We start from the raw sequence: 14886 nt of genomic DNA, 5'->3' as shown, positions 1-14886 counted from the left end.
CCGGCCAAAGCTTGCGATGCCAGCATCATGACGTCTGTCCCGGCCCGTATCGACGCGATCCGCCGCCGCCTGACCTCTGTTGTTCCGGCGTCCGCAGGCCTCAGGCCGCCTGCGCCGGACGGGCTGTCGGCGCGCCTGCTGATCCTGACCGCCGCCTTCACCGTGGCCGTCTGGGCCCTCATCATGGCCCCCAGCGCGGCCTCCTTCCACGAGCGCTGGCTGATGGACCGGCTGCAGGCCGCCGAACTGGCCTCGGTCGGGGTCGAGGCCCTGCCCTATAATGCGGTCGACGACGACACGGCCGAACAGCTGCTCCGCATCGGCGGGGTCTCGGCCGTCGCGATCAGCGACCAGGGCGTACTGCGCCAGTTGCTGCGCGCGCCGGTGCTGCCCCGGGCTCCAGACTTCATCGACCTGAGGCGGCCCAGTATCGGCGCCCGGTTGCTCGACCCGGTCCGTACCCTGACGGGCGAGCCCGACCGCTCTATCCGGGTCCGGGCCCGGCCGCGCTATCGTTCGGGAGACTTTATCGACGTGGTGGCGCCCGCCGAGCCGCTGAAGCTGGAGCTCCGCGCCTTCCTGTTGAACGGCCTGCTGGTCTCGGCCCTGATCTCGATCACCGCCGGAGGCCTGCTTTACGCCGGCCTGTCCTATCTGGTGCTACAGCCCCTGCGCCGGGTGACCCGCTCCATCGAAGGCTTCGCCGCCGATCCCGGAACCATCGCCCCGACCCCGTCCGACCGCCATGACGAAATCGGCCGGGTCGAGCGCGAGCTGGCGCGGATGCAGGACGAGGTTCGCCAGTCCCTGCGCGCCCGGTCCCGGCTGGTAGCGCTCGGCGAGGCGGTGGCCAAGATCAATCACGACCTGCGAAACATGCTGACCTCGGCCCAGATGGCCTCGGAGCGACTGGCCGATTCCGCCGATCCCCAGGTGGCCAAGGCCATGCCGCGACTGGAACGGGCCCTCAGCCGCGCCGCCGCCCTGACCCGCAATGTCCTCGACTACGGCAAGTCGGAAGAGCCGCCGCCTGTCCTGACCCCTATTCCGCTGGCGACCGCCGCCGCCAACGCCGCCGAGGACGCCGGGCTCGAGTCCGCCGGCGTACGGCTGGTGCGGGCCATCCCGGCGCGCTTCGTGGTCACCGCTGACAGCGACCAGCTGCACCGCATCCTCGTCAATCTGATGCGCAACGCCCGTCAGGCCATCGAGGCCGACACGACGCGGGGTCCGCGCAGGGGGCGGGGCGTGGTCCGCATCTCCGCCGGGACCGACGGCGAGACCGCAGTGATCCTGATCGCCGATGACGGACCAGGTATTCCGCCACGTCTTTCGGAGCGACTATTCGAACCCTTCGTCAGCGGCAAGGCGTCTGAAGGTACTGGCTTGGGTCTGACCATCTCGCGCGAACTGGCTGCCAATCATGGCGGCGAGTTGCGGCTGATCGAAACGGGCCCGGGCGGCACTACCTTCGAAATCCGGCTGCCGCTCCCGCTCTCTGTTCTGAACCCATAAAGCTAGCCGCCACTCCGTCTCGCTCAAATCGTATCGCGCCATGCCAAGGCTCCTTCCGGAATCCTTGAATCAGCGAGATCACTTCACCGCAAGCTTTATGGGTTCAGAACCCAGGCCCGCCACGCCGTTTTTGCATAGCCCAAGCGCTGCAAGCTTATCTGAAGATTGGATGAAGTCACTGAGTTGTAGCCCGGATGTGGCAAGTTTGCGGGGCCTGACCTAGCGTTGCTATTTTGGGTGCTTATAACTTCCCTCTCCTTCACTCTCGCCTATAAGTCGGTGCATGACCCTCTATCCTATTATCATGTGCGGCGGTGCCGGTACGCGTCTGTGGCCTGCGTCACGTCCTTCACGACCGAAGCAGTTCATCGCGCTGGCCGGAAATCGGTCGCTGTTTCAGGATACTGTGGACCGGGTCCACGACCTGACGGGCGATGACGGAAGGGTTGTGGTGATTGCGGGGATCTCCCACCGCGAGGCGATCGAGACCCAGCTCGCGGAAATCGGCGTCAGCGGGCAGATCCTGCTCGAGCCCGAGGCCCGGGATTCAGCGGCGGCCATGGCGGCGGCCGCCCTGTGGGTGCACCAGCGCGATCCAGACGGAATCATCGTCTTCGTCGCCTCGGATCACTATATCCCGGACGATGCTGCCTTCCGCAGCGCGGTGACCGAAGCCGCTTGTGCAGCGGCCCAGGGGCGGATTGTGACCCTGGGCGTCAAGCCGACCGAAGCCTCCTCCGCCTATGGCTACATCAAACCGGAAGGGCGGGGACTATCGGCCGTGGCCTCCTTCCACGAAAAGCCCGAACCCGAGGCCGCCCGCGCCTTCATCGAAGCCGGCTATCTGTGGAACAGCGGCAATTTCATCGTCTCGGCCACGACCCTGATCGAGGAACTGGTTACCCACGCGCCGACGGTTCTGGCGGCCGCTTCCTCGGCCTTCGCCGAGGAAGCGGCGAGCGCTCCGGTCGTGGTGCTCGGCGAAGGCTTCCGCAGCGCGCCGAAAATCTCCATCGACTATGCGGTCATGGAGCCCACCCAGAGAGCCTCGGTTCTGGAAGTCGATTTCGCCTGGTCCGACCTCGGCGCCTGGGACGCCATCGCGGCCAGCGGCGAGGGCGGGGTAGGCATCCATATCTTCGAGGACGCCGAACGGATTCTGGCGCGGGCGCCTGACGGCAAGCTTGTCGCAGCCTTGGGCGTCAGCGACTTGGCCATTATCGTCGAGGAGGACGCCGTTCTGGTATGCGACTTGGCGCGCTCTCAGGAGGTCAAGCGGCTGGTGGAGCGGATGAAGGTTATCTCGCCGCGTCACCTGGACTTCCGGAAAGACGGGCCAGAGAGCCTGGAGGCCGGTGCACGGCGGTTCGCCGACTGGCTGCGGCTGCGCGCCCTGCCGATTTGGGCGACCCTAGGATTGGGCGCTGACGGCGGCTTCAGCGAAACCCTCACCCTAGACGGACAGGCTCCCGGGGGGAACCGCCGCGCCCGGGTCCAGACCCGTCAGATTTTCGTCTACGCCCAGGCCGGCTCCATGGGCTGGAAGGGCCCTTGGAAACCGATCATCGTCTCCGCCCTAGGGCGTCTGCGAGCCGCTTATCTGCGCCCCGACGGCAAGACGCGCGCCCTGATCGGTGCCGACTGGAGCGTCGTCGACGAGACGGCAATGCTCTACGATCAGGCTTTCGTCCTGTTCGCTCTGGCCGCCGCAAAACAGGCCGGGATAGGGGACTCGGAGCTGGAGGCCGACGCGGTCAAGCTGCGCGAGCAGCTGCTGTCCGAGGCGATGCCCAACGGCGCCATGCGCGAGTTCGACGACCATCCGTTCCAGTCCAACGCCCATATGCACCTGTTCGAGGCTAGCTTGGCCTGGGAGACCCTGAGCGAGGACCCGGCCTGGGCCGCCATGGCCGACCGGATCGCCGGCTTGGCGATGGACGTCTTCATCGACCGCGAAGGCGGCTTTCTGCGCGAATTCTTCAACGCGAACTGGGCACCCGCCGAGGGCAAGGACGGCCAGCTTTTCGAACCGGGCCATCAGTTCGAATGGGCTTGGCTGTTGGCCCGCTATGGCCAGCAGCGCAGCGATGCCCGTGCGACTGCCGCCGCCCGCGCCCTTTATGCCAATGGAACACGGGGCATCGGCCAGCGTCCGCCCGTGGCAATGGACGCCATGAACGACGACATGACCATCCGCAGCCACCGGGCGCGGCTGTGGCCCCAGACCGAATGGCTGAAATCCTCGCTGATCCTCGCCGAACAGAGCGACGACGGTGAGCGTACCGCCTATCTGGAAGACGCCGCGATCGCCCTGCGGGCCCTGTGGCTATATCTGACCGAAAACGGCCTGTGGCGCGACAAGCGGTTCGCGGACGGGACCTTCCTGGATGAGCCGGCTCCGGCGAGCACATTCTATCACATCATCGCCGCCTTCGATCAGCTGAGCCGGACCCATGCGGCGCTCGACCTAGGCGGCGGACAGAAGCTGACGCTGGGTTGATGCGCCCCGCCGGGCCTCAGGATCAGTGGATTTTGGCCTGGCCTTCGCGCCGGTCCTCGGCCCCGCCGTCCCTGCACAGCGCCCCGTCGGCGGCGCGCCACAACGGGGCGCTGTGCAGGCCCGAGTTCTCGAACGCTTTCGGCTGGATGTGGATGACCGTCGAATCCATGCCGTCGAGCAGGACCAGGCTGAACCGCTCGGTGTCCGCGCCGAAGCCGCCACTCTTGACCGCCGGATTGGCATGGCGAAGGCCACTTGGGCCGGAAGGCTAAGACTAAACTCCCGATCAGCCTCTTGGCGATATGAGCTAGGATGGACCAGCTTCCGGCCGGTCCCTCGGCACTGACCAGATTGCACTGCGCGCGTCGAACAGGGCTAGGACGCCCGGGCGAGGATCGGCCTGGCCCATGTAGAGGCATCACGCCCTGCGGGGATGGTGGAGGCAGCAGCCTATCCAAACGCAGGTCGGGGCGGGTCAGCATCCGGGTGTGCAGCCAGTCGAGCGCCGCCACGGCGCCCAAGCGAAGACGACGACCAACTGAGCGGCGCGAGCGACAGCACGCCGCCGGTCGGCATGAGGTAGAGCAGATTGATCAGCGTGCTACACAACAGGACCATGAGCAGATGGGTGCGACAAGCCCGGATGGCCGCTGCCAAGGAGCAGCGCCCGGTATACAGGCAGAAACCGGTTGAACACGAGAACTCCGCTCCTGTTCCTGTTCTAAGCGCACCTTGTATTCTCGGATAGACGCGATATGCGGCGCGATCGAAAGCCATGAGCGGCACTCCGTGCTGATGGTCGGGAGACCGTTGGTGGAGACCGGCCGATGTCGTCAGCTGTTTTCACCTGATCGTCCTGCGGGCGCTCGTCGGCGACGGTTTCGCTAGCGGCTGTGGCGGATTAGAGACGTCCATACCGTGTTTCTTCCAATGCTCCCCCGGGCGCTCAGGCCGTCCTGCCGATCAAGGACGTCGTCTGGTTCTGGCGCGTGGCGCCGCCCATGGGCGCCGGTGCCTGCCTGATTGCACTGAATCATCAGGCTGTTGACGAGGCCTGTGGTGTCTATATTGAAAGTGGTCGTTGTCGGGCCTAGTGGCCGCTCACGACTGGCTGCCCGTCCCGGCCGGCTTCGAGCAGCGTGACGCTACTGCGGCCTCGATCGTCCGGTTTCGGCGGACAGGTGTGGACGCCTTCGTGGCCGGCTCTCGCATAGAGCGCGCGCCCTGCAGTTGAATCTCTGCGTTGGGCTTCGTCTCTCAGGTCAATCCCAGCCGATCGTAGACCCCCTTTACCCGTTCCTGGTAGGCGCTGACCGAGAATTTCGCCGCCTGCGCCGTTCCTATCACGACCAGTCCGTCGCGAAGGCCCTCGTCCTGATCCAGCGCCACGATGCCGGCGCGGATGGCGTCGACGTCGTACGGGTCGACCAGAACAGCCGCGTCGCCCGCGACTTCCGGCAGGGATCCGGCGGTCGAGGTCAGGACGGCCGTGCCCATGGTCATTGCCTCCAGAACTGGAAGACCGAACCCTTCGTACAAGGACGGGAACAGCAGGGCTTTTGCCCCTCGAACCAGGCTGGCCAAAACTCCGGCAGGGAGATATCTTAACTTCAGAAGGCGCTTTCTGGCCGATCCCCCGCCTTGCTGAACCTGATCCAGCAAGGCCACCTCGGGCTGGAACAGCCAGCCATCACCGCCGGCGATGACCAAGGGTGTATCGACGCCCGACGCCAACCAGGCCTCGACGGTCCGACCCAGGTTCTTGCGCGGTTCGATCGTGCCGTAGTGGAGGAAATAGCCTTTCCAATCCAGACCGAAGGCGCTTTCAAGCTCCCGGGCGATATCGGCGTCCGGGCGCTCCATATGGCCCTTCGGAAGATCGATGGCGTGGTAGGTGTTGGTGATCCTGTCCCCCTCGACGCCTAGCATGGCCATGATGTCGTCCTTGGCGGACTCGGACCCTACGATGATGTGGTCCGCGCGGGTGGCGATAGCCCGGCAAACCCTGAGGTACTGGGTCTTGTCGCTCAGCGAGAGATGTGGAAGAATCAGCGGTATTAGATCATGCATCGTATAGATGTTCACCGCCCCCCTACCGTGGAACGGCATGATCGAAGTCCAATGGCATACATCCGGACGTGAAATATCGGCGGACGACTTGAACTTGACTTCGGTCAGTTTCCCCGTCTTCACGAACGATTTGTGGCCCGTGCGATACAGGTCCTGACTGGCCCAGAAAATATCGGCCTTGGGCGGCACAGCGCCGTCCTGTGGCCAGATCACATGCTCACGTCTGACAGGCCAGGCAGGCAGTCCCAAGCGCGCCCGCGCCATCCGGATTTGTTGTTTCCAAGCAGTGGGCCTGCCGCCGTTCGAGGCCGGTCCCACTAGGGCGATCTCGTTCAGAAGGCTCTCGCGCGAGACCGGCGATTGCGGCCCGTACAGGACCTGTGTGTCCATGCCGAGCGCCGACAGGGTGGTTAGCAGGTTCCGGCCATAGGTCGCGATGCCGGAGCCTTCAGCCAGGGAAAGGTCGCGCCCGTCCACGCAGGCGGTAAACTTGGACATACGTGATGCTCTGAACTTCGAAGGGTCGGGGACATTTACCGGCCCCCGGGCGTCTAGCAAGCAAGTGAAGGACGTTTTCCGGTTGTCACCCAGCCGAGCGCCCGCACTATCGGCCCGAACCCGAGAACTTTCCTGCACGCCGAGGCTTTCCAAGCTTCAAGGGTCCGCCCCGGCTCCGGGTGAGCAGCATTTTGATCAACTGCGATTCCGATCCCAGTCGCAGCGCTGTTTCGATTTCATCGGCCCGTGATGTCGCTACGTTCCCGTTCAGAGTCGATCTCAGGCCCCGGCATGCGGTCATCAGTTCCAAAGCTTGCGCAGGTTCGCCGATCCACCGACCGCCGTCAGGTCCACGTCGACCAGACCATCGGAGCGCCACGCCTTGCCCAAGCCTATACCCCTAGCGAGGGGCAGGGGCCAACACTCCTCAGCGCTCAAGGTCTCGGCGACGAATTTTCGCGTCCGCTTACGGGTAGACCGCGCGCCCTGTCCAATCCGGGCCGGAAGGACGTGGGCGCGACAAATCGCGAGGGCAGCGGCCTCGATCTCATCCAATAGCGCATGCACCGCCAGGCGCACGGCGCGGTTCCCCGCGCATTGACCAAGAGCTCTCGACAAATACCGGTGAAGCGGCCGTGCGACCTTCGCGGCTTGCCAGCAGACGTCAGGCCAAACCCAACGGTCCAAGCGTCATGGCCTTAGTTGGTGCTCAGCGTGCTGGTGACTGACACGTCATAGACGACGCGCGTAAACGTCTGGACCAAGGTAAAGAACTTGCTCAGTTCCGCCGAACCTGAACGCGGGACATAGAAGATGTCGCCGGCTTGGATCTCGAAATTGTTGGCGATGAACAGACCTTCCGCCTCTTCGAGATTCAGGCGGTAGACGACCGGCACGCCCCGCACGGTGGCGGGCTGGTTCAGTCCCAGGGTCTGGGCGACCTCAGGGCGTTCGAAGCGGAAGATCAAGACCGACCGGGCGTTGGCGGAATTCGTGTCCAGACCGCCCACCTTGCTGATCGCGCCGGCGAGGCTCAGCGGACCGGCACCCATCTCCACTTGGGTAACCGCACCCAAGGCGCCGAAGGTGCTGAAGTGGCGGGGCATGTAGACTAGATTGATCTGGTCGCCGCGGGCCAGCCGGATGTTCTCGTCGAAGTCGGTGGTCACAACCGACAGGGGGGCGCTGTAGAGCTGGCCGTTGCGGCGAATAGTAACGGTCACGTCTTCCGGTGCACGCGGCACCCCGCCCCGGTCAGCGATCACATCAACGATCCGGTTGGCGTTGGACGTCAGGGGTGCTCGACCGGGCTGGCGAACCTCGCCCAGGACAGTCACGGTGTTGTAGCTGTTCTGCTCCATGGCCACGATGACTTGGGGGTTGCCGACCTTGCCCAGCAGGGCTCGGCGGATGGCCGCTCCGGCTTCCGTCGTGGTCATCCCTGCGACGCGTACCTGTCCGGCGAAAGGAATGGTCACCGTACCGTTCGAGTCGACAGGCACGCCCGGGAGGTTCTGCGAGCTGGACCGCACGGCGGTCGAGTTCGAGCCGCCGCCACCCGAACCGAAGAGGCTGCCGCCGGGATCGAAGATCGAGACGGCCAGCACGTCGCCAGGACCGATCTGGCCGCCGGGCGCGTCCGAGGCGCCGCCGGCGAGACTGCCCAGAAACTGGCGCGGCTGCGACTTGATCCGTTCGCTGGTCGCGAAGTCCAGATCGACGATAACATAGCTGCCGGCCTCGCCAGTCCTGGACGCGCCCTTCTCAACAGCCCTGCCCGTGGGCCCGTCCCGCGGCAGGGTAGAGCACCCACCCAGGATGGCGACGACCAGCAGGACCGACAGGGTTCTCGTCAGGGCGTTGGGCAAGGACATGGTGCGCTGGTTAAAGGTTTTTTGAGACGCGAACCAGTCCCCGATCGATGATTTTTGCCCCTCGCGCGAAGCCGCCGCCGAGCTGCAGCGTCCGGTTTGCCGTAGGCGGCGATGAGGAATAGGGTTCAATACCAACGGCCAAGATCGACTCAACCTCGGTCAGTGCACGCTGCTCGGCGGCCGGCGCAAATGGGGGCCCCGGCGCACGCCATAGGGCCGTCGCACGGCAGTCGGACGACCAAGGCCATTTGTTGGTGAACGAGGCGGGCAAGCCGCGCATCATGCTGCTTCGCCCGGCCAAGCCACTGACATTGTCGCCGTCCACGATCGATCGCGTGAACCGATACCCCTTTGAGGCCGCAGCTCACAGGCTCAGGAACGCCGTCGCCAACGCCTTCTGCCGCCTCAAGGGCTTCCGCGCCGTCGCCACCCGATACGACGAGATCATGAGGACCTATCTCGCCGTACTCTGCATCGTCGTCGCAATAACCCTCTGGATCAAATGAGTCCGAACCTTAGAAAATCTCCGGTCGAGTTGGTGGCGTTATGAGCCGATATCCGAAGGCGTCAGGCCAACGCGCGTGACCATCGGCGTTACGGCATGCTCACGCGAAGGTGACCGTTTCTAGGTGCAGGCTCAAGCGACGCGGATCACCGTTTCCAAGTTCCTCGTCAGGAACCCAGACTTCGGAACTCAGATCGATTCGCATCCTGTCGGCCAGACGTTCGATCGTGATCAAGGTCGCCCCCATGGGGGCCTCACCCGAGAACAGAACTTTGTCGCCATGGCTCAGTCGCGCGGATATCGTCCGTAGCCGGAAGTTTTGAAATACAAGATCGGCGCGCGTGGCCTCACGCGGGAACACTAGATCCAGAGAGCCCTCGCCGCCGAAGATGCCGAACTGCGGATCGCAGCTAAAACCGGTCGCCGTGGTGGACCGGATGAAGTCGGCGCCCGAGCGCGCGCCCAACTGAAGGGGCCGAGCGACCACCGTGAAACCGATCAGGGGGTCGGCGTCCACCACGACCTGGGTGGAGAGACCCGCGCGCAGGAAGCACTCGGTGAGGAAACCCTCCGACCACCCACTCTCGAACCAGCCGAACTTGTGAATGCAGTAGACGGAGAAGGCGTCCAGCCGCAGCCCCCAGTGGGCCCACCAGATGGCGTTGATAGGCTCTCCCGCCAAGACGATCCTTCCAGTCTCGCCGAGAGACCGCGCCAAGCTCTCGATCAAGGTCCAAGGCCGCACGGCGTGGTGCAGACACTCATAGAACAGCACGGCGTCAGCGGCAGCCGGCTGGTAGGAGTCGAACGGCGACTGGACAGCCGAAATGTCCCAGCCCGAGCGCGCCGCTCGCTGGTTCACCAGGCTTACGAAATCGGGATTGATATCGACCGCCCGAACGCTCAGCCCCAGATAGGCGGCCAGTTCCGACGACAGGCCCCAGCCGCACCCCATGTCGATGAGTCGGCCGCCGCGCGGTATCTCCGCCAAGCGCAAGGCCTTGGACAGCCGTTCAATGTGCAAGGCTAAGCCAGATGGCTGCGGGTGGTTGTAGGGGTTCACCGCCGCGACATGCTCGGCGATATTCAGGGCCGTCATCTCGGTTTCGACCTGGTTCAGCTCACGACCGGCTATCTCGCGATAGAGGGCGATCTGCTCGGCGACATAGGCCTCGCTGAACGGATCCAGAGATTGATCGACCTGATATGTAGGCTGATAGTTGAAGTCGGCCCAGTATGCGTCGCAAGCTGGCGACCCGGGCCCCCCGATTTCATCGCTCCGCGAAACGAACGCGCCGAGCGAGGTTGCATCTACCAGCATTCAACACCTTCACGCCAGAAGCGCCCATCTTGCCCCGACGCCGCCACGGCGATCTGGAAACCCAAACCAGATTAGCCGCCCCCCGCACCCCACTACAAGGCGACAGTTCGCGACACCGTCGCCACCGAACTCGCCACATTTCCGGATAGGGGGTCAGCCAGACGTGGTGAAGGAATTGCGCTACGGTTTCAACGTCGCATGTGGCTTGGATATGCGCAACCTCTATGGTAGCTGCAGGCGACGCCAAGGGGAATTATGTCATGCAGGAAGCCATCTGGGTGGCCGGGCATCGTGGGATGGTCGGTAGCGCAATCGTGCGAAATCTCCAGGCGCAGGGCCGTCGCGTCCTGACCGTCGACCGCAAGGATCTAGACCTTCGCAACCAGAAGGCCGTCGAGAACTGGATGCAGCAGCATCAACCGTCTTCGGTCATCTTCGCTGCGGCCAAGGTCGGCGGAATTCTGGCCAACGACAGCCTGCCCGCAGACTTTTTGTACGATAACCTCTGCATACAGACGAATACCATCAACGCCGCCCACTTGGCCGGAGTGAACCGGTTCGTCTTCCTGGGTTCGTCGTGTATCTATCCGAAATTCGCTGAACAACCGATCATGGAAAGCAGTCTGTTGACCGGTCCCTTGGAGCCGACCAACGAGTGGTATGCGATCGCTAAGATCGCCGGAATCAAACTGTGCCAAGCCTATATGAAACAATACGGCCGCCAGTATGTGTCGGTGATGCCGTGCAATTTGTATGGCCCGGGTGACAATTTCGACCTTAAGAGCAGCCACGTCATGCCGGCCCTGATCCGGAAAATCTTGGCTGCCAAGGAACAGGGCCTGCCCAATGTCGAAGTCTGGGGCACAGGCACGCCGCTGCGCGAGTTCCTCCACGTGGACGATATGGCCGCTGGTGCGGTCCACTGCCACGACAACTATTTCGACTTCGAGCACATTAACTGCGGAAGCGAGCAGGAAGTCACCATCCGCGGCTTGGCGGAGACCATCGCCGAAGCAGTCGGCTATGAGGGCGGCATAGTCTTCGACGCCACCAAGCCCGACGGCACGCCTCGTAAGGTGATGGACTCAAGCCGCTTGCGCGCCCAGGGCTGGGAACCCAAGATCGGACTGCTGGACGGAATCCGCACGACGATCGACTGGTTCACAAAGACCTACCCCCAAGGCTGAAACGGATCGGAATGGGCTAGCGTTCCGGCAGCCATTCGTCGCAACGACCGCCGCCTTGGGGGCGGCATCAAGAACCGAAAGAACGCAGAAACGATGACACCCACCGAGATTGCCGCCGATCCGAACACGCAGCGTCTCGGTGCCGGTGTAAGCGACCGTCTGGTCTTTAATGGGATCTACGAGGCCTTACTGGAGCGTGAGGTCGGCGAGGATATTCTCAGCCTTTATCTGCGCACCCTTGATAGCGGCTGGCCGGCGGCCGCGATCATCGCCTCGATCGCAAGCTGCGAGGAGGCCGAGGCCGTCCGTGAGCGAAATCTGCGCGGCAACCCTCCAATCCCGCCATGGGAGCGTCCGACCTTCCTCGACCCGGCAGCGTTCGCTGACCTTGACGTCGCCAACTTCTTCTCCCTGCTGTATGATGCCGTCCTCGAACGAACTGCGTCCGAGACGGAGCTGGGTCACTACCGGACCGAGCTCGAACGGGGTACGCCCCTTCCCCATCTGATCGCCTCGGTTGTGGAGAGCGAGGAAGCGCGAGCGCTCCGGGACCGGCGGGTCCAATCGGAAGCGGCGACATTGGCCGAGGTCGGGCCTGTCGTCGCTCCGGTCGAGCCTGACGCGGTCGAGCCCGAGGTCGTCGGTCAGATCGAACGGCCAGTGATCGTCCGGTCCCACGAGGCCTACAGTATCCGCACGGACGATGTGCTCGCCACGATCGCCCAAGTCTACCGGGCGGCCGGCCGCGAACCACCGGCGCTCGACGAAGCCTTGGGGCGGCTCGAACAGTTCCGCTGCGGCGCCGATCTGTCGGCGGTCGTCGCCGATGTGGCCCACGCCCCCGCCGTCGCTCCCGAGGCAGCATCGGCCGCTGCAGCGACGCTGGAGCCTCGCGATCACGTCGAATACGTGATCCGCATTCTTTACCAGGACATTCTCAAGCGGCCGCCCGCGCCCCAAGAGATCGCCATCTGGTACGACATGTTCCAGAACAGCGGCCTGCTTTCCAACGTCGTGATCGCCATCGCCGAAAGTGGCGAGGCCCAGAACGTCCGGCGCGGCGCCGCCCGCTCTGATGTCTCGCCCGGCGTCCTGGTCCAGATGGCATATGAGATCATTCTGGGGCGCGGAGCCTCGGCGTTCGAGGTCGACCATTTCCGGGACCGCATGGAACGCTCGGGCCTGTCGGTCGAATCCCTCACGGCCAGCTTCTTCCAGGACTCGATGAACCGTCGCCTCGCCGTCGAGGTCCCCAATACAGAAAACGACCCTAGCCAAGCCTATCTTTTCGGCTCCGAAGGCGTGGTCGATGCGGAGGTCTGGGACACCCGGCCCCGGCTCAAGGCCCGCGAGGCAGCCCTCCCCGCCAATCTGTTCCGCATGAAGCGGACCAAGGCCCCGGTCGTCAGCATCATCACCAGCCTCTATCGCGGCGGCGACTATATCGAGTCCTTCCTCGAAAACATCACGGGCCAGACGATCTTCAAGGATCACTGCGAACTTATCATCATCGACGCCAACTCGCCCGAGAACGAGCGCCAGGTGATCGAAAGCTACGTCGAACGGTTCCCCAACATAGTTTATCGCCGGTTCGAAAGCCGAATCGGCATCTATGAGGCTTGGAACATCGGCTGCGCCCTAGCCAAGGGCCGTTTCCTGACCAACGCCAACCTGGACGACTGTCGCCGAGCGGACTCGCTGGAACTTCAGGCCTCGGTGCTAGATTCCCTGCCATTCGTCGACGTGACCTACCAAGACGTTCTCTATTCCTTCCAGCCCAACATCGGCTTCGAGGAGATCGAGGCGCACGGCCTGCGAGCCAAACTGCCGATAGTCAGCCACTACAATCTGATGGAGTTCAACAGCCCGCATAACGGGCCGATGTGGCGAAAAACCCTTCACTCCGAAGTCGGGGTTTTTAACGAGAGCTACAAATCGGCGGCAGATTTCGATTTCTGGCTGCGCTGCCTGATCAAGGGCAAGACCTTCTACAAGCTCAACGAACCCCATGTGGCCTATTACGTGAACCCCCAAGGTCTTTCGACCCGAGCTGATACCCGTGGTGTTGTCGAGGCCAATGCCATTTCGCGCAACCTCTATCGCCAGATTGTGTCTCCCCTTCTGACCTTGAGCGACGCCGACTTTTTGGAGAAGGTGGGGCGGGTTCCCGCCGAGGTCGCTAAAAGCCACAGACGTTATGACATCCTGCAGGCGGCGTTGTGCGCGCACGGTGCCGGCCAGATGGGAGCCGCAGCATGAAGCTTCTGATAGATGGCGTCTTCTTCCAGCTGGCCAGTTCCGGCATCGCGCGGGTGTGGCAATCGATCCTTCCCCTGTTGATTGCCGACAGCCGGCTGGAGGTCCTGATCCTCGACCGGGGCGGGATTCCGGACATCCCGGGCCTGAAGCGGATTCCCTTCCCCGCCTACAAGGACCACTACACGGCCGACGACAGCATCCTGATCCAGAAAGTGTGCGACTTCTACGAGGTCGATGTCTTCACCTCCACTTACTACACAACGCCGCTGACCACCCCGATGTTCCTGATGGTCTACGACATGATCCCGGAGCTGTTCGACTTCGATCTGTCGCATCGTCACTGGCAGGAGAAGGCCACCGCCATCTCCTACGCCCGATCAACGATTTCGATTTCGGACAATACGCGCACGGACCTGATCCGGCTCTATCCGCACACGGCCAACAATGCCGAGATGGCCCTGCTCGGCTACGACACGGCCGTGTTCAAGCCGGCGACCGACGCGGCGGTCGAGGCCCTGCGCGACGCCGTCGGTTTCGACCGCCCCTATGTAGTGATGGTCGGATCGCGCGAGCAGCACTTGGGCTATAAGAACACCAAGCTGTTTTTCGAGGCCGTCGCCGCGACTAAGCGCAACGACTTCGACATTCTGTGCATCGGAGGTGAGCCAGATATCAATCCGGCCAGCCTTGCCCTGTTGCCCCCTGGAATGAAGATCCAGCGGATCGTCGCCACCAATGAGGAGCTGGCCGCAGCCTATACCGGCGCCCTGGCGTTGGTCTATCCGTCGCTCTATGAAGGTTTCGGGCTGCCGGTGCTGGAGGCCATGGCCTGCGGTTGCCCGGTCATCACTACCAAACGCGGATCTCTCGGCGAGGTGGCGGGCGACGCCTGCATTACCGTGGAAGGCTCCTCGACGCCCGAGATGGTGGCCGCCCTGGGCTCGGTGCAGGTCGAGGCCAAGCGCGCCGCGCTTCGGCGCAAGGGGCTGGATCGGGCCGCCACCTTCTCTTGGAACGACATGGCCCAGGCCGTATACAAGGCGACCGAAACGCTGCACCAAACCGGCAAGACCGACGCATATGCGGCCTTCGCCCAACGCTGGGCTGAGTTGCGCACCATGCAGGCAGAGGTCGACGTGGACCGTTGGGGTTGAGCC

Annotated in this window: 10 protein-coding genes; 6 read left to right on the top strand and 4 right to left on the bottom strand. The window is 63.7% G+C overall.

What is annotated here, in order from left to right; genetic code table 11:
* The first annotated feature begins 27 nt into the window (after positions 1-27).
* Entirely contained in the window at positions 28-1515 is a 1488-nt protein-coding gene (locus tag ACW17W_RS01275; protein ID WP_492078594.1) for a sensor histidine kinase, read from the top strand.
* A 283-nt stretch (positions 1516-1798) separates the two neighbouring features.
* Positions 1799-4015, top strand: a complete 2217-nt coding sequence (locus ACW17W_RS01270; RefSeq protein ID WP_492078592.1) for an AGE family epimerase/isomerase — start codon at positions 1799-1801, stop codon at positions 4013-4015.
* Positions 4016-4037: 22 nt separating this feature from the next.
* Here ACW17W_RS01270 and ACW17W_RS01265 read toward each other — a convergent pair whose 3' ends face one another.
* From ACW17W_RS01265 to ACW17W_RS01255, 3 genes are all read right to left on the bottom strand, one after another.
* A complete protein-coding gene (locus tag ACW17W_RS01265) occupies positions 4038-4184 on the bottom strand; it encodes a hypothetical protein (RefSeq protein WP_492078590.1) in 147 nt (48 codons plus the stop codon).
* 1088 nt (positions 4185-5272) lie between these two features.
* Positions 5273-6562, bottom strand: a complete 1290-nt coding sequence (locus tag ACW17W_RS01260; protein WP_492078588.1) for a glycosyltransferase family 4 protein — start codon at positions 6560-6562, stop codon at positions 5273-5275.
* A gap of 719 nt (positions 6563-7281) precedes the next feature.
* A complete protein-coding gene (locus ACW17W_RS01255) occupies positions 7282-8457 on the bottom strand; it encodes a polysaccharide biosynthesis/export family protein (protein ID WP_492078586.1) in 1176 nt (391 codons plus the stop codon).
* Between the two features lie 335 nt (positions 8458-8792).
* Between ACW17W_RS01255 and ACW17W_RS01250 the strand changes: the two genes are divergently transcribed.
* Positions 8793-8963, top strand: a complete 171-nt coding sequence (locus ACW17W_RS01250; RefSeq protein WP_492078584.1) for a hypothetical protein — start codon at positions 8793-8795, stop codon at positions 8961-8963.
* 99 nt (positions 8964-9062) lie between these two features.
* Here the strand turns inward: ACW17W_RS01250 and ACW17W_RS01245 are convergent, their stop codons facing one another.
* Positions 9063-10283, bottom strand: a complete 1221-nt coding sequence (locus ACW17W_RS01245; protein WP_492078582.1) for a class I SAM-dependent methyltransferase — start codon at positions 10281-10283, stop codon at positions 9063-9065.
* A gap of 260 nt (positions 10284-10543) precedes the next feature.
* Here ACW17W_RS01245 and ACW17W_RS01240 point away from each other — a divergent pair, with 260 nt between their 5' ends.
* The 3 genes from ACW17W_RS01240 to ACW17W_RS01230 all read left to right on the top strand — a co-directional run bounded on the left by ACW17W_RS01240 (position 10544) and on the right by ACW17W_RS01230 (position 14883).
* A complete protein-coding gene (locus ACW17W_RS01240) occupies positions 10544-11470 on the top strand; it encodes a GDP-L-fucose synthase family protein (protein WP_492078580.1) in 927 nt (308 codons plus the stop codon).
* 93 nt (positions 11471-11563) lie between these two features.
* Positions 11564-13729, top strand: a complete 2166-nt coding sequence (locus ACW17W_RS01235) for a glycosyltransferase (RefSeq protein ID WP_492078577.1) — start codon at positions 11564-11566, stop codon at positions 13727-13729.
* Positions 13726-14883: a glycosyltransferase family 4 protein gene (locus tag ACW17W_RS01230; RefSeq protein WP_492078575.1), complete on the top strand. Its 1158-nt coding sequence runs from the start codon at positions 13726-13728 to the stop codon at positions 14881-14883. Before ACW17W_RS01235 ends, ACW17W_RS01230 begins: the two co-directional genes overlap by 4 nt.
* The last annotated feature ends 3 nt before the right edge of the window (positions 14884-14886 follow it).

The organism is Brevundimonas sp. FV1ye29L, from assembly GCF_058681095.1.
The sequence above is the reverse complement of the archived record's forward strand: the minus strand, read 5'-3'. Positions and strand labels throughout refer to the sequence as shown.